The 20308-nt window shown below is 42.7% G+C and carries 18 protein-coding genes; 15 read left to right on the forward strand and 3 right to left on the reverse strand.

Annotation, left to right across the window (positions count from 1 at the left end; genetic code table 11):
• Both N4310_RS02055 and N4310_RS02060 read left to right on the forward strand, forming a co-directional pair.
• Window positions 1-248: transposase (locus N4310_RS02055; protein WP_262091888.1), on the forward strand; the 248-nt coding region annotated here is incomplete at its 5' end.
• 196 nt (window positions 249-444) lie between these two features.
• Window positions 445-708: a hypothetical protein gene (locus N4310_RS02060; RefSeq protein ID WP_160332437.1), complete on the forward strand. Its 264-nt coding sequence runs from the start codon at window positions 445-447 to the stop codon at window positions 706-708.
• 270 nt (window positions 709-978) lie between these two features.
• On the opposite strand, the gene N4310_RS02065 is transcribed toward N4310_RS02060, so the two are convergent.
• Both N4310_RS02065 and N4310_RS02070 read right to left on the reverse strand, forming a co-directional pair.
• Window positions 979-1722: an amino acid ABC transporter ATP-binding protein gene (locus N4310_RS02065; protein ID WP_160332436.1), complete on the reverse strand. Its 744-nt coding sequence runs from the start codon at window positions 1720-1722 to the stop codon at window positions 979-981.
• Window positions 1719-3284, reverse strand: a complete 1566-nt coding sequence (locus tag N4310_RS02070; protein ID WP_262091889.1) for an ABC transporter substrate-binding protein/permease — start codon at window positions 3282-3284, stop codon at window positions 1719-1721. Before N4310_RS02070 ends, N4310_RS02065 begins: the two co-directional genes overlap by 4 nt.
• Window positions 3285-3522: 238 nt before the next feature.
• On the opposite strand from N4310_RS02070, the gene N4310_RS02075 reads away from it, so the two are divergent.
• The 8 genes from N4310_RS02075 (at window position 3523) to sufB (ending at window position 11617) form a co-directional block, all read left to right on the forward strand.
• Window positions 3523-4368 carry an undecaprenyl-diphosphate phosphatase gene (locus N4310_RS02075; protein WP_160332434.1) on the forward strand — a complete coding sequence of 282 codons (846 nt, stop codon included), beginning with the start codon at window positions 3523-3525 and terminating at the stop codon, window positions 4366-4368.
• 79 nt (window positions 4369-4447) lie between these two features.
• A complete protein-coding gene (locus N4310_RS02080) occupies window positions 4448-5218 on the forward strand; it encodes an adaptor protein MecA (RefSeq protein ID WP_262091890.1) in 771 nt (256 codons plus the stop codon).
• A 2-nt stretch (window positions 5219-5220) separates the two neighbouring features.
• Window positions 5221-6378, forward strand: a complete 1158-nt coding sequence (locus tag N4310_RS02085; RefSeq protein WP_262091891.1) for a glycosyltransferase family 4 protein — start codon at window positions 5221-5223, stop codon at window positions 6376-6378.
• An 88-nt stretch (window positions 6379-6466) separates the two neighbouring features.
• Complete coding sequence (gene sufC, locus N4310_RS02090; protein ID WP_160332431.1) at window positions 6467-7237, forward strand: Fe-S cluster assembly ATPase SufC; 771 nt, start codon at window positions 6467-6469, stop codon at window positions 7235-7237.
• Window positions 7238-7258: 21 nt separating this feature from the next.
• Window positions 7259-8521 carry a Fe-S cluster assembly protein SufD gene (gene sufD / locus N4310_RS02095; protein ID WP_262091892.1) on the forward strand — a complete coding sequence of 421 codons (1263 nt, stop codon included), beginning with the start codon at window positions 7259-7261 and terminating at the stop codon, window positions 8519-8521.
• A gap of 15 nt (window positions 8522-8536) precedes the next feature.
• Window positions 8537-9769 carry a cysteine desulfurase gene (locus N4310_RS02100; protein WP_262091893.1) on the forward strand — a complete coding sequence of 411 codons (1233 nt, stop codon included), beginning with the start codon at window positions 8537-8539 and terminating at the stop codon, window positions 9767-9769.
• The gene (gene sufU, locus N4310_RS02105; protein ID WP_262091894.1) at window positions 9756-10202 is read left to right on the forward strand and encodes a Fe-S cluster assembly sulfur transfer protein SufU; all 447 of its coding nucleotides are present in this window, start codon (window positions 9756-9758) and stop codon (window positions 10200-10202) included. Before N4310_RS02100 ends, sufU begins: the two co-directional genes overlap by 14 nt.
• Window positions 10202-11617: a Fe-S cluster assembly protein SufB gene (gene sufB, locus N4310_RS02110; protein WP_262091895.1), complete on the forward strand. Its 1416-nt coding sequence runs from the start codon at window positions 10202-10204 to the stop codon at window positions 11615-11617. Before sufU ends, sufB begins: the two co-directional genes overlap by 1 nt.
• Before the next feature lie 84 nt (window positions 11618-11701).
• Here sufB and N4310_RS02115 read toward each other — a convergent pair whose 3' ends face one another.
• Window positions 11702-12949, reverse strand: coding sequence for a serine hydrolase (locus N4310_RS02115; protein WP_262091896.1), 1248 nt, complete (start codon window positions 12947-12949; stop codon window positions 11702-11704).
• Between the two features lie 462 nt (window positions 12950-13411).
• On the opposite strand from N4310_RS02115, the gene N4310_RS02120 reads away from it, so the two are divergent.
• The 5 genes from N4310_RS02120 (at window position 13412) to N4310_RS02140 (ending at window position 19984) form a co-directional block, all read left to right on the forward strand.
• The gene (locus tag N4310_RS02120; protein ID WP_262091897.1) at window positions 13412-15379 is read left to right on the forward strand and encodes a peptide ABC transporter substrate-binding protein; all 1968 of its coding nucleotides are present in this window, start codon (window positions 13412-13414) and stop codon (window positions 15377-15379) included.
• A gap of 181 nt (window positions 15380-15560) precedes the next feature.
• A complete protein-coding gene (locus N4310_RS02125; RefSeq protein WP_262091898.1) occupies window positions 15561-17057 on the forward strand; it encodes an ABC transporter permease in 1497 nt (498 codons plus the stop codon).
• Window positions 17057-17983, forward strand: a complete 927-nt coding sequence (oppC, locus tag N4310_RS02130) for an oligopeptide ABC transporter permease OppC (RefSeq protein ID WP_160332423.1) — start codon at window positions 17057-17059, stop codon at window positions 17981-17983. Before N4310_RS02125 ends, oppC begins: the two co-directional genes overlap by 1 nt.
• A gap of 8 nt (window positions 17984-17991) precedes the next feature.
• Window positions 17992-19059 carry an ABC transporter ATP-binding protein gene (locus N4310_RS02135; RefSeq protein WP_262091899.1) on the forward strand — a complete coding sequence of 356 codons (1068 nt, stop codon included), beginning with the start codon at window positions 17992-17994 and terminating at the stop codon, window positions 19057-19059.
• A gap of 1 nt (window position 19060) precedes the next feature.
• Window positions 19061-19984, forward strand: coding sequence for an ATP-binding cassette domain-containing protein (locus N4310_RS02140; protein WP_262091900.1), 924 nt, complete (start codon window positions 19061-19063; stop codon window positions 19982-19984).
• Window positions 19985-20308: the final 324 nt, after the last annotated feature.

The following is a 20308-nucleotide window of genomic DNA, read 5'->3' on the forward strand; positions in this document are numbered from 1 at the left end:
CCCAGCTCTTGCCTTCTTTGGAGGTTCCTCATGTTATTGTCATGGACAATGCAAGTTTTCATCCTAAGAAGATTTTAGATGAACTTTCTATTTGTAATGGTCATTTTTTTCTCCCTTTACCATCATATTCCCCTGAACTGAATCCTATTGAGAACAGTTGGGCTATTTTGAAAAAAGCGGTGACAGAATTGCTTAGAAAGACAAGCGATTTGACTGACGCAATAACATACTATTTAAAAACTAAATGACTATATCTCGAAAAGTTTTTAATGGATTACTGATAAAAATAGGAGAGGTTTAGCTGCTATTTTAGTCTAGCTGTGAGGATTGGGTTGGTTTTGAGAGGCTGATTCAAGGGTTTACAGATGTGTAATAGAAACGTTCTTTTCTTGCTTATCAGTTATAATAATAGGTAATCATTTACATGTAGCAAAGGAGATGCCTATGAAAAAATTGTTGTCAGTTCTAGCTTTAGCAGTGCTTGTTCTTGGAGGTTGGCTCCTATTTGAGAGCAACCAGGCTTCACAGAGTGGCTCTAATTCTTTCCAGCTGTTTGGCTCCGTGAATTTGGAGAACGATCAGGGTGAAGAGGAAGTGGAGGAGGATACTGGTAGTTCGGAGGAAGATGATGCCTTTGGGAAATTTATCGAAGAGCATAAGACCCCGCTTTCGAAAAGGATTGTCATCGAGGATAGCTCTGAGAAATAATCTTTTCTCGTGTATACAAAAAGGGAGTGGGACAGAACTAAATTTGAAAAAATTTAGTTCGTAGTCTCACCCCCGCAAGGCTGATTAGGTCCTCTTCCGAGCTTGAAAAGTGAACGATTGGAGTTTGCTTCGCAAACAAGATTTGGTACTCTCTAACAGCATACAATGCTGTTAGACCCAATCAGCTACTGCGTCAAAGGTATTTTGTTATACAAAGTCAATGAGGCTAGACTTTTGTCCCAGCCTCTTTTTGTATATGTGAGTGAGTTCTTAGCCGAGGTAGCGTTGGAGGAACTCACGTGTCCGTTCTTCTTTGGGATTGGTAAAGATGTCTTCTGGACGTCCTTCTTCGGCGATAACACCCTTGTCCATAAAGATGACACGGCTGGATACATCGCGCGCAAATTCCATTTCGTGGGTGACCACGATCATGGTAAGACCTTCTTGAGCGAGGTTCTGCATGATTTTGAGAACTTCTCCAACCATTTCAGGGTCCAGGGCTGACGTTGGTTCATCAAAGAGAATGGCGTCAGGATTCATGGAGAGGGCTCGAGCAATGGCAACCCGTTGCTTTTGCCCACCGGAGAGTTGTTTTGGTTTGGCGAGCCAGTATTGCTCACCCATGCCGACCTTGTGTAGGTTTTCTTTGGCAATTTTTTCGGCCTCTGAACGCTCCCGTTTGAGGACGGTTGTTTGAGCGACAATGGCATTTTCCAAGACATTTAGATTCTCAAAGAGGTTAAAGTTTTGGAAAACCATCCCTAATTTTTCACGGTAAGTGGTAAGGTCGTGCTCGTCTGCAAGCACATTTTTTCCGTGGTAGAAAATTTCTCCGGCACTTGGGGTTTCCAGTAAGTTGATGGAGCGAAGGAAGGTGGATTTCCCGCTTCCTGAGCTACCGATGATGGAAATAACTTCCCCCTTGTGGACGGTGAGGGAGATATCCTTGAGAACTTCGTTTTGTCCGTAAGATTTTTTGAGGTTTTTAATTTCAAGAATGGTTGTTTGTGTCATTTGATCACCCCCGTTTGCATTTGGTTTGCTCCGGTAGTGTAAGTGTCACTATCCATACGCCGTTCTACATAGCGTAAGATACGGGTTACGGTAAAGGTGAGCACGAAGTAGATAATGGCGATTACGGTAAAGGTTTGGAAATATTGATAGGTTTGAGTGGCAACAGTATTTCCGGCAAAGTAGAGTTCGACAACGGAGATAACATTCAAAACAGATGTATCTTTGATGTTGACGACAAACTCATTTCCGGTTGCAGGAAGGATGTTGCGGATAACCTGTGGTAAGACAATCTTACGCATGGTTTGTCCGTGGTTCATTCCTAGGGCTGTAGCGGCTTCAAACTGACCTTTGTCAACTGCGAAGATACCACCGCGGACGATTTCACTCATGTAGGCACCTGTATTGATGGAAACAATGAAGATGGCTGCAAGAGTCCGGTCGATGTCGATTCCGAAGGCCTGAGCTGTTCCGTAGTAGATGACCATGGATTGTACAATCATCGGGGTACCGCGGAAAATTTCGATGTAGGCACTGAGGAACCAGCTAAAGAGTTTTTGGAAAAAGGCAAGGGCCTTGGTTTTAGCCTGGGGAGCAGTCCGGTAAACACCAATCAAGAGTCCAATACCTGTTCCGACCACGGTACCGATAATGGAAATGAGGAGGGTCATACCAGCTCCGCGGAGGAATTGCGAACTGTTATTTTGGACAATGGCAAGCATTTGTTGGAAGAAACTAGGTGTTTCCTCTTCTTCGTTTTCACTGGCCAAGGGCTGGTTTTGGATCATTTCATCCATCAAAGCCACTTGTTGATCGACTGAGAGGGTCGCGATGGCTGCGTTGACTTGGCTCATCCGTGCGTCATCTTTGCGCATTCCAACAGCAGTGGTAACCTCCTCGTCGTTGGTTGTAAAGCCTTGGTCCAAGTTAACCATTTTCAGGTTAGGGTTCGCATCTTCGGCAGTTAAGGCTTCAGGGCGTTCGGAAATGTAGCCGTCAATGACTCCAGCTTCGAGAGCTTGACGCATTTGGGCGAAATCTCCCATGGCAGTTTCCTTAGAAGCACCATCGATTTGGTCGATCAAATCGTAGAGGTAAACTCCCTGTTGCGAGGTAAGTTTGGCTCCCTTGAAATCAGTTAGTGATTTGGCTGCGGCATAGTCAGAGTCTTTGCGGACGACAATAACCGGTTGGCTCCGGTAGTAGCTATCGGAGAAAGCAATCTCTTTGCGACGTTCTTCGGTTGGGCTCATCCCTGCTACGATCAAGTCAATCTTTTTCGAAGTTAGGGCTGGGATTAGACCATTCCAGGTTGTCTTGACAACCAGAGGTTTTTTACCGAGTTTTTCAGCGATTTTCTTGGCAATTTGTACATCATAGCCATTGGCATATTGGTTTGTGCCTTCGATTTGAACGGCACCGTTACTGTCATCGTCCTGTGTCCAGTTAAATGGAGCATAGGCTGCTTCCATCCCAACTCTGAGGTAGTCATCTGCATGAGCAGGTTGAACCCAGGCGAATAGCAAAGCTAAACCTGTGAGTAGGGTTATTACTAACTTTTTCATAGGAACCTCCTTCTGAATTTTTTTCATTATAATGTAAAAAAGTAGACAAATCAATATAATTTCCGTGTGAAAACGTTTTATAAAGGGATTCATCAGTCAACCTCTTCCAAGGAAGGTTGGGTTGATTGAGCCAGATTTTGTCCTAGAATAGTGTACCATTTTTTTGAGAATTGAGATTCGATTGGTAACAGAGATGTCCTTGTGGTATAATCATTCCTGTTAGGAAGGATGAAAAGGCATGATACTGATTGAACTGTTAAAAGCGATTTTATTTGGAATTGTTGAGGGGATCACAGAGTGGTTGCCGATTTCCAGTACCGGACACCTGCTCTTGTTGCAGGAGTTTGTGAATTTTAAAGGGGTTTCGGCTGGTTTTATGGACATGTTTAATGTTGTTATCCAGCTAGGGGCGATTTTGGCTGTTGTGGTGATTTATTTTGGTAAACTCAATCCCTTTAAGCCGGGTAAATCACAAGAAGAAGTCAAGCAGACCTGGTCTCTTTGGTCTAAGGTGCTAGTGGCGATTTTGCCGGCCATGGTGATTGGGGTTCCTTTAGACGATTGGTTTGAGGCGCACTTTTACAATCCCGTTTCGATTGCTTTAATGTTGATCATTTACGGAATTGCCTTTTTGGTGATTGAGAAACAGGATTTTGTCAAGGATCCTAGCGTAACGCGCTTGGAGGATCTACCTTATGCAACAGCCTTCAAGATTGGTCTTTTCCAAGTCTTGGCCCTGTTTCCGGGAACCAGTCGGTCAGGGGCAACCATTGTTGGCGGTCTCTTGAATGGAACCAGTCGGTCAGTGGTTACAGAGTTCACCTTTTTCCTTGGGATTCCAGTTATGTTTGGAGCTAGTGGAGTCAAGGTTCTCAAATTTATCCTCAATGGCAATAGCTTAACGGGGACGGAAGGCTTGCTCTTGGCTGTAGCCATGGTGACAGCCTTTGCGGTCAGCCTCTACGCCATCCGTTTCTTGACCGGCTACGTCAAGCAGAACGATTTTACCATCTTTGGAAAATACCGGATTGTGCTTGGAATTTTACTGCTCCTCTATGCAGGAGTACGGGCCTTTTTGGCTTAATCTAGAAGAGTGGTTGTGTTTCCACTCTTTTTTTGAAATCTACGAAAAATTCAAGTATACTGGATAATGAGGTAAACAAATGAAAATGAAACAATTAAATGATCGAACCATTAAAATTTCGATCAGTATGAAAGATTTGGAAGAAAGAGGAATGGAATTGGCGGACTTCCTGATGCCCCAGGAAAAAACCGAGGATTTCTTCTACACGATTTTGGATGAACTAGAGTTACCCCAGCATTTTCTGGATTCAGGAATGTTGAGTTTTCGGGTAACACCAAAGCCGGATCGCTTGGATGTTTTTGTGACCAAGTCAGATGTGGACAAGGCGATGGATTTTGACGAGATTGATTTCGACGACTTGCCACGTATGGAGGATTTTCCAGACATGGAACCGGAAGAGTTTATCAAAGCGATGGAGGAGGCCCTCAAAGAGTACAGTCAGGATCCTCAATCGGATGAATTGCTCAGTGAGTTGGATCGTTTCCGCCAGCAGGTCCAAGCGGATCAGGAAGAGGAGCTGGATGCGGCTGAAGCTCAAGGAAATCGTGGCTCTAATCGGGATAGTCACTTCTTATACTATGTCCTTCAATTTTCCGATTTTAACAAGGTGCGGGAATATGCAGATCTTGTTGACTATGACTATGATGGCTCTGAGCTCTATAAATATAAGGGGCGGTATTACCTGACCGTTTTGGTCAATACCAGTCAAATGCCAGGAAAAGCTCCTGTTTATTTGATGGCTCGGATGCGTGAAATGGCAGAAGAGTCCCAGGTAACTCGACCAGTTCTTCAGGAGCACGGAACTGTTTTATTGTATGGAACTGCGATTGAAGATTTACAAAGGATTTAAGTATGGTACCCTTTGCCCTTGCCTTTATTTTAGCTTTGATTGCTACTTTTCTGGGAAGTATTCTTTTGACTCCCTTGGTGCGTCTCCTGGCTTTTCAGATTGGGGCTGTCGATCAGCCCAATGCTAGACGGATTAATCAGCAACCCATGCCTACCGCTGGTGGTCTGGCGATCTTTCTATCGTTTAGCTTGGTGAATTTGTTTATCATGCCAGGGATTGTCAAGGTTACGACCTTTGGTTACAGTTATTTTGACTATGTTTGGCCTGTTTTATTGGCAGGCGGTGTGATTGTTGTGACAGGTCTCTTGGATGATGTATTGGAATTGAAGCCGGCGCAGAAAATGGTGGGGATTCTTTTGGCAGCGGTTTTGATTTGGTCCTTGACCGATTTTCGCCTGGATAATTTTAAGCTTCCCTTTGGCGGTCCCTTCCTCCATTTTGGTCCGATTGTCTCCTTTATTCTGACCTTGATTTGGATTGCGGCCATTACCAATGCGGTCAATCTCCTGGATGGTTTGGATGGTTTGGTGAGTGGTGTGTCGATCATTTCACTGGCAACTATGGCCATTGTTTCCTATTTCTTTTTGCCTGAGGACAATCTTTTTTTGACCCTTTTGATTTTACTTTTGGTGATGGCGATTGGCGGCTTTTTTCCCTATAACTATCATCCGGCAATCGTCTTTTTGGGGGATACTGGGGCCCTATTCCTGGGATTTATGATTTCTGTTTTGTCCTTGCAGGGATTGAAAAATGCGACGGCGGTAGCGGTGATCACTCCGATGATTATTCTAGGGGTTCCAATTACGGATACGCTGATGGCGATTATTCGTAGGCGATTGGCGGGCCGGAAGATTTCTGAGGCGGATCGTCACCACCTGCACCATCGGCTGCTGTGTCTGGGTCTGACCCATCGGGGGACAGTCTTGGTGATTTATGGAATTACCTTCATTTTTTCGATGATTTCGCTTTTGCTGAATGTGTCTAGCCGGATTGGGGGTATTTCGCTTCTTGTTGGGATTGCCTTTGGAACAGAGTTGTTTGTCGAGTTGTTGGGCATCCTGGGTCCAGATCGGGCTCCGCTTCTAAAAACCTTACGCTTTATTGGAAATTCAGCCTATCGGGAGGAAGTAAGGCAGTTACGCAAGAAACAATCCAAGTAGATAAGAATAATTCTAAACACCAAAAAAGCCTATGAGGCTTTTTTTTTGTTATACTTAAACCGTATTACCTAGAAGGAAGGATAAAATCATGTCAGTATTGGAAATTAAAGATCTCCATGTATCCATTGAGGATAAGGAAATTTTGAAGGGGGTTAACTTGACCCTTAAAACAGGTGAGGTTGCAGCCATCATGGGACCAAACGGGACTGGTAAATCAACCTTGTCGGCAGCCATTATGGGAAATCCTAACTACGAAGTTACCCAAGGGGAAGTGTTGTTGGATGGGGTGAACATTTTGGAATTGGAAGTTGACGAGCGGGCACGGATGGGCTTGTTCTTGGCGATGCAATATCCAAGCGAAATCCCTGGAATTACCAATGCGGAGTTTATCCGGGCAGCCATGAACTCTGGTAAAGAGGAAGAAGACAAAATTTCTGTTCGTGATTTTATCACTAAGTTGGATGAAAAAATGGCCCTTCTTAACATGAAGGAAGAAATGGCCGAGCGTTACCTCAATGAAGGCTTCTCTGGTGGTGAGAAAAAGCGCAACGAGATTCTGCAATTGTTGATGTTGGAACCAACCTTTGCCCTTTTGGATGAGATTGATTCTGGTTTGGATATTGATGCTCTTAAAGTGGTGTCCAAAGGTGTCAATGCCATGCGTGGAGAAGGCTTCGGTGCTATGATTATTACCCACTACCAACGTTTGTTGAACTATATCAAGCCAGATGCCGTACACGTGATGATGGAAGGAAAAGTGGTTCTTTCAGGTGGTCCGGAATTAGCAGCCCGTTTGGAGCAAGAAGGGTATGCGAAAATTGCAGAAGAACTCGGATTTGATTACAAGGAAGAAGTTTAAGTACCTACCAAGGAGGAACTGATGACAAGAGAACAAATTCAGGCATTTTCGCAAGCACAGGCTGAGCCTATTTGGCTGCAAGACTTGCGCTTGAAAGCCTTTGATAAAATTCAGGAGTTGGACTTACCTAAGATTGAGCGGGTGAAATTTCACCGTTGGAATCTGGGGGATGGTCGTTTGGAACTGGGTGAGGCGTCAGGCAATGTCCCTGCCTTTACGGATCTGAACAGTAATCCGAAGTTGGTCCAAGTCGGCACCCAAACGGTTTTGGAACAACTGTCTCCCGAATTGGTGGACCAGGGCGTTCTGTTTACAGACCTAGCGACAGCCTTAGAGGAAATTCCCCAGCTGATGGAAGAGTCTTTTATGTCTGCCCTAGCCTACGATGAGGATAAATTGGCTGCCTACCATACAGCTTATTTTAACAGCGCGGCAGTCCTGTATGTGCCAGACAATGTGGAAATTACGCAACCCCTTGAAGGTATTTTTTACCAAGACAGTGAGTCTAGCGTTCCCTTTAACAAGCACATCTTGGTGATTGCAGGTCGTAATAGTAAGTTTTCTTACCTGGAACGCATCGAAACTCTAGGTGAAGGTCAAGAAAAAGTAACGGCCAACATTACGGTTGAGGTGATTGCCAAGGCTGGAGCCCAGGTCAAATTCTCTGCGATTGATCGCCTTGGTCAAAACGTCACAACCTATCTCACCCGTCGTGGCCGGATTGGTCAGGATGCAACCATTGATTGGGCCCTGGGTGTCATGAACGAAGGGAATGTGGTTGCAGCTTTTGATACGGATTTGGTGGGACGTGGTAGTCATGCGGATATGAAGGTTGTGGCCCTATCCTCTGGGAAACAGGTCCAAGGAATTGACAGCCGAATCACCAATCACGGCTCTAACTCTGTTGGAAATATCTTCCAACACGGAGTTATCTTGGAGAAGGCAACCTTGACCTTTAATGGAATTGGTCATATTATTCGTGGAGCCAAGGGCGCAGATGCCCAACAGGAAAGCCGGGTCTTGATGTTGTCAGACCAAGCTCGTTCAGATGCCAATCCAATCTTGTTGATTGATGAGAATGAAGTTACCGCAGGACACGCAGCCTCTATCGGACAGGTTGATCCTGAGGACTTGTATTACCTCATGAGTCGTGGCTTGGACCGGCCAACAGCTGAACGTCTCGTAGTTCGTGGATTTTTGGGAGCGGTGATTGTCGAAATTCCCGTTAAAGAAGTTCGCGATGACATGATCCAGGTTATTGAAGATAAGTTAAGCAAAAGATAAACAAGAGGAGTAGCCATGCAGCCAATCGACGGTCGGCAGATCCAAAAGGACTTTCCCATTCTCGACCAACAGGTCCATGAAGAAGATCTCGTCTATTTGGATAGTGCAGCAACTAGCCAGAAGCCGCGATCCGTAATCGAGGCGATGGATCGCTATTACCAAGAAATCAATGCCAATGTGCACCGTGGGGTCCATACTTTAGGGGAGTCTGCAACCCAGGCTTACGAAGAAGCGCGACGAAAAGTCGCCTCCTTTATCGGGGCAGCTTCCGAGAAAGAAATTATCTTTACCCGTGGAACAACGACGGGCTTGAACCACCTGGCCCGAGGCTTGGAAGCTCACCTATCGCCAGGCGATGAGATTCTCATTTCGGTTATGGAACACCATTCCAATCTTGTTCCCTGGCAGCAGCTGTGTCAACGCACGGGAGCTCGCCTGGTCTATGTCTACCTGAAAGAGGGGAGATTAGATCTGGACGATTTACGGGCCAAGTTGAGTCCGGCGACTAAAATCGTTTCTTTGGCCCACGTCTCCAATGTACTGGGGGTTATCAATCCCATTCAAGAGATTGCCCGCTGGGTCCATGAAGTTGGGGCCTATCTGGTCGTAGATGGTGCTCAGTCGCTACCCCATTTGCCAGTACAGGTACAGGATTTGGATGTGGATTTCCTTGTCTTTTCTGGCCACAAGATGCTGGGGCCAACGGGGATTGGTGTTCTCTACGGGAAAGAAACGCTTTTACAAGAGCTGGAGCCTGTGGAATTTGGTGGGGAGATGATTGACTTTGTCTTTGAGCAAGAATCAACCTGGACCGACCTTCCTTGGAAGCTGGAAGCTGGGACTCCACCGATTGTGGAGGCCATCGGCTTGGGGGCGGCGATTGACTATCTGGAAGATTTGGGAATGGCACGGCTGGCTGCCCATGATCAGGAACTTGTGACCTATCTTTGGCAAGAATTGCAGAAAGTGGACGGTCTGGAAATCTATGGACCGCCTTCAGCGGAGGGTCGGAGTGGCTTGGTTTCCTTTAACCTGACAGGACTCCACCCCCATGATGTGGCGACCGCTTTAGATTATGAAGGAATTGCAGTCCGTGCCGGCCACCACTGTGCGCAACCACTCTTGGCTTATTTAGGAGTGCCGGCTATGCTACGGGCCAGTCTCTATGTCTATAACACCAGGGAAGATTGCGATCGCCTAATTCAGGCCTTGGAGACAACAAAGGAGTTTTTCAATGGCACTTTCTAAATTAAATAGCCTCTACCGAACCCTAGTGGCAGAGCATTCTAGACACCCCCATCACCAGGGGAGTTTGTCGGGTGTTGAGCCCATCCAGTTAAACAACCCAACTTGTGGCGATGTCATCCAACTCTTTTTGGTCAAGGATGAAGGGGGGCGGATTACAGACATCTCCTTTATTAATTCTGGATGTAGTATCTCAACAGCCTCTGCCTCGATGATGACCGATGTGGTGATTGGTAAAAAGGAGGAGGAGGTTCTAGCTCTAGCCCAGGATTTCTCTGATTTGGTAAAAGGGCTAGAACTATCTTCGGCTGACCAGCTCGGGGATGCAGCCTTTTTGTCAGGGGTTGCGCAGTTCCCGCAGCGGATTAAATGTGCCACTCTTGCATGGAATGCTTTGAAAAAAGCACTGGAACTAAATGAAATGAAAGGAAAATAATGGCTGAAAATGAACGCGTAGAACCCAAGCCAATTGATTTGGGGGAATATAAATTTGGTTTTCATGATGATGTCGATCCCATTCTTTCGACCGGTAAAGGTTTGAGTGAGGATGTTATCCGTGAACTGTCGGCAGCAAAAGGGGAACCTCAGTGGATGTTGGACTTCCGTTTGAAATCTTATGAGACCTTTAAGAAGATGGAATTGGAAACTTGGGGAGCTGATATGTCGCAAATCAACTTTGACGATATCATCTACTACCAAAAACCATCAGACCGCCCCGTTCGCTCTTGGGATGAGGTTCCCGAGAAAATCAAGGAAACCTTCGAACGAATCGGAATTCCAGAAGCTGAGCGAGCTTACTTGGCGGGAGCCTCTGCCCAGTATGAATCTGAAGTGGTTTACCATAATATGAAGGAAGAGTTTGAGAAGTTGGGGATTGTCTTCACGGACACCGACTCAGCCTTGAAGGAGTACCCAGACCTCTTTAAGCAGTACTTCGCTAAATTGGTTCCACCAACGGACAACAAGTTGGCGGCCTTGAACAGTGCAGTCTGGTCAGGGGGGACCTTTATCTATGTGCCGAAAGGTGTCAAGGTGGACATTCCCCTACAAACCTATTTCCGGATCAATAACGAAAACACCGGTCAGTTTGAACGAACCCTTATTATCGTTGATGAGGGAGCAAGTGTTCACTATGTTGAGGGATGTACCGCCCCTACTTATTCCAGCAATAGCTTGCATGCGGCCATCGTTGAGATCTTCTCCCTAGAAGGAGCCTATGTCCGTTATACCACCATCCAAAACTGGTCTGACAATGTCTACAACTTGGTAACCAAACGGGCCAAAGCCTTGAAGAATGCAACCGTTGAATGGATTGATGGCAATATCGGGGCCAAAACGACCATGAAGTATCCATCTGTTTACCTAGACGGAGAAGGAGCGCGTGGAACCATGCTTTCCATCGCCTTTGCTAACAAAGGTCAGGTGCAGGACACTGGTGCGAAAATGATCCACAATGCTCCGCATACCAGCTCTTCCATTGTTTCCAAGTCAATTGCCAAGAGTGGTGGAGAGGTAAACTACCGCGGTCAGGTAACCTTTGCACGTAACTCCAAGAAATCAGTGAGCCATATTGAGTGTGACACCATCATCATGGACGATCAGTCCAAGTCGGATACGATTCCATTCAATGAAATCCACAATTCACAAGTGGCCTTGGAGCATGAAGCTAAGGTATCTAAGATTTCCGAAGAACAGCTCTACTATCTCATGAGCCGTGGCTTGTCTGAACAAGAAGCGACAGAGATGATTGTTATGGGATTTGTTGAACCCTTTACTAAAGAACTTCCAATGGAATATGCTGTTGAACTGAATCGTTTGATTAGCTACGAAATGGAAGGAAGTGTCGGCTAGCAATAGCTGAGACAGCTCTCCTAACTAAAGACGCCCCCAATCAAGGTTGGTATCCATTGATTGGGGGCGTCTTTGTGGTTGTCTCTAAAGTTTTTCATTGACGAAGAGAACGAAGTTGTTCCAAAGTACCTTGAAGAAGTTACTGCGGTCCACCTCTTCCTGGCTAACCATGGCGAATTTTGGCTCTTGACCTTGGATATAACCTTTGCCAATTGGTTCGGGATCTTGATAGGTCAGGTAGCCGACAAATTCCCCTTTTTTAATAGGTGCTTGATACCCTTTGGGGTCGGTTTCCCATTTGACTTTAAAGTCTGCTGTACTGCCTCCTTGTTGGATAAAGATGGCATCGGTTTTGGCAACAGGGATGATGGGGGATTTTTTACCATCCTTAATCAAGGCGGTTAACTCTTCATAGGGCTCGCCTTCGGCGGCCAGGACATTAGCATAGAAGGTACGGGAGATGTGGTTGAGAAGGGAAATGGTTGCATTGTAACGGGCGTTGGGGTCTTGATCTGGATTCTCGACGTTGAGCACAATGCTGACAAGACGCATACCACGCTCGGTTGTAGATACAATAATCGAATCTCCGTATGCAGCCGAACTACCGGTTTTGAGGCCGTCAACGCCATTCCGGAAACGAGGCATGTTGGGAATGAGTTGATTGGTTGCATAAATAGTTTCTTTTCCAAATTTTGCCTGACTTTTTTCAGTGATTTCGGTAATTTCCGGATGATCTCTTAGAAGGTTGTAAACCATCACACCGAGGGCGTTGGCTGACATGAGGTTTTCTTGATTTTTACCATTTGTGATGATGTTTAGGGTATTTTCGTTCAAGCCGGATGAGTTGTAGAGCTTGTAGTCTCGAATCCCGAGACTATCCAGCTTATCCTCCATCCGCTTGACAAAGTCTTTTTCTTTGCCAGAGACCTTCTCAGCTAAAGCAATCGCTGCAGAATTGGCGGAAGACAGTAACATAGCATGGAGCAATTCTTCAACGGTGTATTCTCGATCCTCCATGGGGACGTTAGAGCTAGAAGAATCTACGGTTAGTTGGTAGGCAAAATCCTTAATTGGAACCTTAGTACTCCAGTCAAGCTCGCCAGCCTGGATAGCATCGAGTACAACGTAGCTGGTCAGCAGCTTAGAGATGGAGGCAATTCCAACTAACTTATCCGCATTTTTTTCGAATAAAATTTTCCCTGTGTTTTGTTCAAAAACCAGAGCGCTATTAGCAGTGGTTGTGAAATCATCATCGGAAAACACTGGAATAGTAGAGAGTAAAGATGGTAGTAATAAAAGCATAACCAGTAGGAACTGGATGAATCGTTTCATGATTGTCCTCTTTCAGATTCTAGTCTCTCTATTTTATCATAGTTCTAAAGAGAACCCTAGAATTTTGAAAGGAAAAGAGGTTGTGGGGAAGTGGGGCTTGTCTAGGAGGAGTTTTGATAAAAGGAAGGGGGAATCATCATTATTATATATGTGCATTTATTGCATAAGCATGAGGAAATAGATTGAAATTTTTACTTAAAAATGGTAGTCTAAGCATATCTAGTTTTTTAAATTAGTATTCTTTGATTTTGCCTTGTCATAGACTGAGTTAGGCAAATGATTTTTCTAAATGAAATCGCTAACTATTCTGAAAATTATGATATAATTGAATTTGAATCAGAATATTTAGTTTTTTTTGAGAACAACAACAGCTCCTTGTAAGAATTTTCAGAAAATTACGTTGACTTTTCTAGTATATTTTATTACAATGGGTTAAACTTAAATAGTTAAAGGAGATATAGTATGAAAAAGAGTAAGCTATTTGCGGTAGCAGGTGTAGCTCTGTTATCGGTGGGAGTATTAGCAGCTTGTTCATCTTCAAGCAGTGGAAAACAATCTACATATTCATTTGTGTACTCTACTGATCCAGATAATTTGAATTATTTAACGACTGGTAAAGCTTCAACAGCTGATATTACATCTAATAATATTGATGGTTTATTGGAGAATGATCAGTATGGGAATCTAGTACCTTCTGTAGCAGAAGATTGGTCTGTATCTAAAGATGGATTGACCTACACTTATAAAATCCGCAAGGGAGTCAAATGGTTTACTTCTGAGGGAAATGAGTATGCTGAAGTAAAAGCTCAGGACTTTGTAACTGGTCTTAAATATGCTGCAGATAATAAAGGGGAAGCTCTTTACGTATTGCAAGATTCTGTTAAAGGTTTGAAAGACTATATCGATGGTAAATCAAAAGATTTTGGCACAGTTGGAATCAAAGCAATTGATGATTATACATTGGAGTATACATTAACAAAACCTGAGCAATACTGGAACTCTAAACTAACATATGGAATTACTTATCCAGTAAATGAAGACTTCTTGAAATCCCAAGGGGAAAACTTTGCTAAAGCAAGTGATCCAAGTACAATCCTTTACAATGGTCCATACATCTTAAGTGCTGTGACAGCTAAGTCTGAAATTCAGATGGTTAAAAATGAAGGTTATTGGGATAAAGATAATGTTCACTATAAGACAATTAAGTTAACTTATGATGATGGTTCTGATTTAGACTCAGTAATTAATGGCTTTGATAAAGGAGTCTATTCTGGTGCTGGTTTGAATCCTAATTCACCAGGTTATAAGAAATTCCAAGAAAAGTATGCAGATAATATTGCTTACCGTCCACAAGATGCAACAACTTATCTATTAGGTATGAATATTGATCGTCAGTCTTACAAGTACACAGCTAAGAAAACTGATGCAGAAAAAGAATCTACCAAAAAAGCTTTGTTGAATAAAGATTTCCGTCAAGCATTGACTTTTGCATTTGACCGGGAGGCTTATGAAGCTCAGATTCGTGGAGAAGAAGGAGCACTGAAACCTTTACGGAATCTTTTTGTTCCACCTCAATTTGTACAAGCTGGGGGTAAAGATTTTGGAGAGATGGTTAAAGAGAACTTAGCTGACAAGGAAGAATGGAAAGACGTTGATTTAAGCGATGCTCAAAACGGTCTTTATAATCCAGAAAAAGCAAAAGCTGAATTTGCTAAGGCTAAGGAAGCTCTTCAAGCAGAAGGAGTACAATTCCCAATTCGTTTGGATATCCCTGTAGATCAAACAGCTATTACAATGGTTCAGCGGGTTCAGTCCTTGAAACAATCCATTGAGAAAAACTTGGGTTCAGAGAATGTTGTCATTGATATTCATCAAATGTCATCAGATGATGTAAATAACATTACCTATTTTGCTGAAAATGCAGCTCAAGAAGATTGGGATTTGAACAATAAAGTAGGTTGGGGTCCTGATTATCAAGATCCATCTTCTTACTTGGATATCTTGAAACCAAGTAGTGGTGAAAGTACAAAAACATATTTTGGGTTCGATTCTGGAACAAATAATGCGAACGCAGAAAAAGTTGGTCTAGGTGAGTTTGAACAGTTGGTGACAGAGGCTGGTGGAGAAACAGCCGATATCCAAAAACGTTATGAGAAATATGCGGCAGCTCAAGCTTGGCTAACAGATAGTGCTTTGATTGTCCCAATTGAATCTAAAGGAGGAAATCAAGGTGTTGCTCGTATCAAACCATTTAGCGGTCCATTTGCTTGGTCAGGTAACAAAGGTGGTTCTACTTTGTATAAATACCTAGAACCTAGTGATGAAATCGTTACAAAAGATGAGTATGAAAAAGCTCAGAAAGAATGGAATGAGAAACGAGTAGAAAGCAATAAGAAGGCTGAGGAAGAAGCTAAATCTCACGTGAAGTAATAAGTAGGGATAGAAGTTTTCAGTGACAACTGTTTTAGAATAAGTGATCACTCATTTATTGAATTCTCTGTCAGAACAAGGAGAATCAAAAGCAGTAAGCCTTGCGGGGGTGGGATAAAGAGCTTTTCAAATTTGAGAAGCTCTATCCCACTCCCGTTTTTGAAATGAAAAGGATGATTCGATGAAACGTTATATTTGGATGCGGATTTTACGTTCGCTCTTATCGATTTTCTTGGTGACTACTATTATTTATTCAATTGTTTATATAATGGTCCCTCGAAATCTTATTTTTAAACAGGATCCTAACTATAATAAGATTGCAAAAACACCAGATAGTAAGACAGATTATGAAAACACAGTCTTTGAGCGAATGGGGTATGTGGATTATTATACAAGTAAAGAGCTTCAGGAAAAAGCTAGTGAATTGGATTCCTCAGTAACTGTTGAAGCGACTGAGAGTAATAAGAAAATTTATGAAGCTTTCATAAAAAAAGAAGGACGTGGTTGGGAACTTTTTCAATTCCAAGAGAGTAAGCGGTTTTATGCAGTACGCCAAGTCCCAGCATATGAGCGTGTATTTGATTTTTACAAAAATCTCTTTCAATTTGACCATCCTTGGAAGATTCAAGACGCTTCTAATCCTAACTTAAAGCGTGGGATTTGGATTGAGAATGATCCGGCCATCGGCTGGGCTGTTGTTGGTTCAGGAACTCGGCATAAGTACTTGCTATATTTTAATAACCAGTTCCCATTTGTTCATCAGAATTTTATTAAGTTGAATTTGGGGATCTCCTATCCAACTTATTCTAATGTTCCTGTTCTTCAAGTTATCAGTCAAGGACAAGGGCAATCTAAGGTCAGTGAAGTACAATTTCCAACTGGGAAAAAAATGTCTTCTATTGATATCTATTCTCGGACGTATAAATCACCAAGTAAAGCGGACGCACAAGATATTGCGAACTTTGGTGAGGGAGATGCGTATACTCAAACGCAAACAGTTTATCAGTCACCGTCCATGCTGGTAAACTCTGCAATTATTGGTCTAGTAGGTGTTATCATTTCCTATAGCTTAGCGGTTCCTTTTGGAGCTTTGTTGGCACGCTATAAGAATACAGCTATTGATAGTTTGTCTACAGCTTTCTTGACCTTCTTAATGGCCATTCCAACGATTGCATTGGTTTATCTTGTTCGTCTATTGGGTTCGTTTATTGGATTGCCAGATTCATTCCCAACTCTAGGTGCAGGAGATTGGCGTTCATATGTATTACCAGCAGTTATCTTAGGGATTTTAGGTGTTCCTGGATTAGCTATTTGGATTCGTCGTTACATGATTGATCAGCAGTCTAGTGACTATGTACGCTTTGCTCGTGCAAAAGGTTTATCTGAAAAGGAAATTATGAGGAACCATGTCTTTAAAAATGCTATGGTCCCAATTGTTGCGGGGATTCCATCTGCGATTATCTTAGTCATTGTTGGAGCTACCTTGACAGAATCTGTGTTTGCCTTTCCAGGTATGGGTAAAATGCTGATTGATTCTGTTAAAGCAGCTAACAATTCAATGGTTGTTGGATTGACCTTTGTGTTTACAAGTTTATCGATTTTAGCAAATCTTTTAGGAGATTTGTTGATGACTGTCCTAGATCCTCGTATTAAACTCTCTTCGAAAGGAGGCAAATGATGTCTCAACCAGATGTATCTAAATTTACTTTTGTGAAAAGAGATGATTTTGCCTCAGAAGTCATCGATGCTCCAGCTTATTCCTATTGGAAGTCTGTTTTTAGGGAATTTTTGAAAAAGAAGACAACTGTGGTTATGTTGGCTTTGTTAGCAGGAATTGTTCTTATGAGTTTCCTATATCCATTAATCTCAGATTATAATCCGAATGATGTCAGCAAGGTAAATGACTTTAGTCTTCGGTTTATAAAGCCAAATGGAGAATATTGGTTTGGAACGGATAATAATGGACATTCTCTATTTGATGCTGTTTGGTTTGGAGCTCGTAATTCCATTCTGATTTCAGTCATTGCGACAGTTATTACTACAGGCCTAGGAGTGATTGTTGGTGGAATTTGGGGCGTTTCCAAATCTGTGGATAAGGTAATGCTAGAAATTTATAATATAGTATCTAACATTCCTCAACTTCTTATTGTCATTGTATTGACTTATTCCTTGGGATCAGGTTTTTGGAATTTGATTTTTGCTATGAGTATTACAGCCTGGATTGGAGTTGCTTACTCTATTCGGATTCAAATTCTTCGTTACCGAGATTTAGAGTATAATTTAGCTAGTAGAACACTGGGGACACCATCCGGCAAAATTATTGTTCGTAATCTTCTTCCGCAATTGGTATCTGTTATTGTAACCATGTCAGCTGCACAGTTGCCGTCTTACATTTCATATGAGGCTTTTTTGTCTTACTTTGGTCTTGGGTTACCAGCCACTGTTCCTAGCTTAGGACGTCTTATTTCTAGTTATTCTCAGAATGTAACGACGAATGCTTATTTATTTTGGATCCCGCTAACAGTATTGATATTGGTTTCATTGTCTTTCTATATTGTTGGACAAAACCTAGCGGATGCTAGTGATCCACGTACGCATAGATAGGAGAAAGAATGGGAAAAGAGATTATTTTATGTGCTCAGGATGTAGTTGTCGAATTTGAAGTACGGGATCGAATCCTCACGGCCATTCGAGGGGTCTCCTTGGATTTATATCAAGGAGAGGTTTTAGCCTTGGTTGGTGAATCTGGAAGTGGTAAATCTGTATTAACGAAAACATTTACAGGAATGTTAGAAGAAAATGGTCGGGTGGCCAATGGTAGTATTGTTTACCGTGGTCAAGAGTTGACTAAGGTTACTTCTAATGCGGAGTGGGCACAGATACGTGGTCAAAAGATTGCGACTATTTTTCAAGATCCGATGACTAGCCTAGATCCTATTAAGACAATTGGAAGTCAAATTACAGAGGTTATTACGAAGCATCAAGGTAAGACAGTATCTGAAGCTAAAGAAATGGCAATCGACTATATGGATAAAGTGGGTATCCCAGATCCTGAGCGTCGTTTCCATGAATATCCTTTCCAATATTCTGGAGGGATGCGTCAACGGATTGTTATCGCGATTGCTTTAGCATGTAAACCAGATATTCTGATTTGTGATGAACCGACAACAGCCTTAGATGTGACTATTCAAGCGCAGATTATCGATCTTCTCAAGCATTTGAAACAAGAGTATGGTTTTACGATTATCTTTATCACCCATGATTTAGGGGTTGTTGCTAGTATTGCTGATAAAGTAGCTGTGATGTATGCCGGCGAGATTGTTGAATATGGAACAGTGGAGGATATTTTCTATGATCCTCGCCATCCGTATACTTGGTCATTATTATCGAGCCTTCCTCAGTTAGCTAGTGAAGATAGTGAGCTGTTTTCTATCCCTGGAACTCCTCCGTCCCTTTATACTGAATTAGCTGGAGATGCCTTTGCTTTGAGATCGGATTATGCACTGGCGATTGATTTTGAAGAAAAAGCTCCAATTTTTCAAGTATCGGCTGATCATTGGGCTAAAACGTGGCTTCTTCATGAATATGCTCCTAAGATTGATAAGCCAGAATTGATTGCGAATCTTCATGAAAAGATTAAATCACAGATGGCGTTTATGAATAAGACAAGGGAGGGGTAGAATGCCAGAAAAATTAGTCGAAGTTAAAGATTTAGAAATTTCCTTTGGAGAAGGTAGTAAAAAATTTACTGCGGTAAAGAATGCGAATTTTTTCATCAATAAAGGGGAGACATTCTCATTAGTTGGAGAATCTGGGAGTGGAAAAACAACTATTGGAAGAGCGATTATAGGCTTAAATGAAACGAGCTCGGGTGATATCCTTTTTGAGGGACGTAAGATTAACGGTCCGAAGAGTCGTGAAGGAGAAAAGGAACTTATTCGTAAAATCCAAATGATTTTCCAAGATCCAGCTGCCAGTCTTAATGAACGGGCTACTGTTGACTATATTATTTCGGAAGGTTTGACAAATTTCCATCTATATAAAGATGAGGAGGAACGTCAACAGAAGGTTCGAAATATTGTAAATGAGGTTGGGTTACTCGCAGAGCACCTTACTCGTTATCCTCATGAATTCTCGGGAGGGCAACGTCAGAGAATTGGGATTGCCCGTGCCCTTGTTATGCAGCCAGACTTTGTAATTGCGGATGAGCCTATTTCTGCTTTGGATGTATCTGTTAGAGCTCAGGTTTTAAATTTATTGAAGAAATTTCAGAAAGAATTGGGTTTGACGTATTTGTTTATTGCCCATGATCTGTCAGTTGTTCGCTTTATTTCAGATCGTATTGCAGTTATCTATAAAGGGATTATTGTAGAGGTTGCAGAGACGGAAGAGTTGTTCACAAACCCGATTCATCCATATACTCAATCACTTTTATCAGCAGTACCAATCCCGGATCCAATTTTAGAACGCCAAAAAGTATTGAAAGTATATGATCCGAATCAACATGATTATAGTGAGGAAGAGCCAGCAATGGTTGAGATTCGTCCTAATCATTATGTTTGGGCTAGTCCAAGTGAGGTTCAAGCCTATTTGAAGGCACAGTAGGTTTTTAAAAAGGAGTTGAGGTTTCTTTCTCGGCTCTTTTTCCTTTTTTGAAAAAAATTAAAAAAGTTGAACAAAAGTCTTGCCAAGAAAGCTGTAGTGTTGTATACTAAGAAAGTCCTGAAGGGAGAGTTCCTTAAACGGGACAGTTAGTTGATAAAGGTTCGGCACATCCGAACCAAGTCAAAAAAACTTCAAAAATTTTTCAAAAAAGTGTTGACAAAGATTTGAGGTTTTGGTAAACTAATAAAGTTGTCTCGTGAGAGGCATGACCTTTGAAAACTGAACAAGACGAATACCAATGTGTGGGACACTAGCAATAGTGCC

This window comes from Streptococcus danieliae (assembly GCF_025447695.1).
GTDB lineage: Bacteria > Bacillota > Bacilli > Lactobacillales > Streptococcaceae > Streptococcus > Streptococcus danieliae.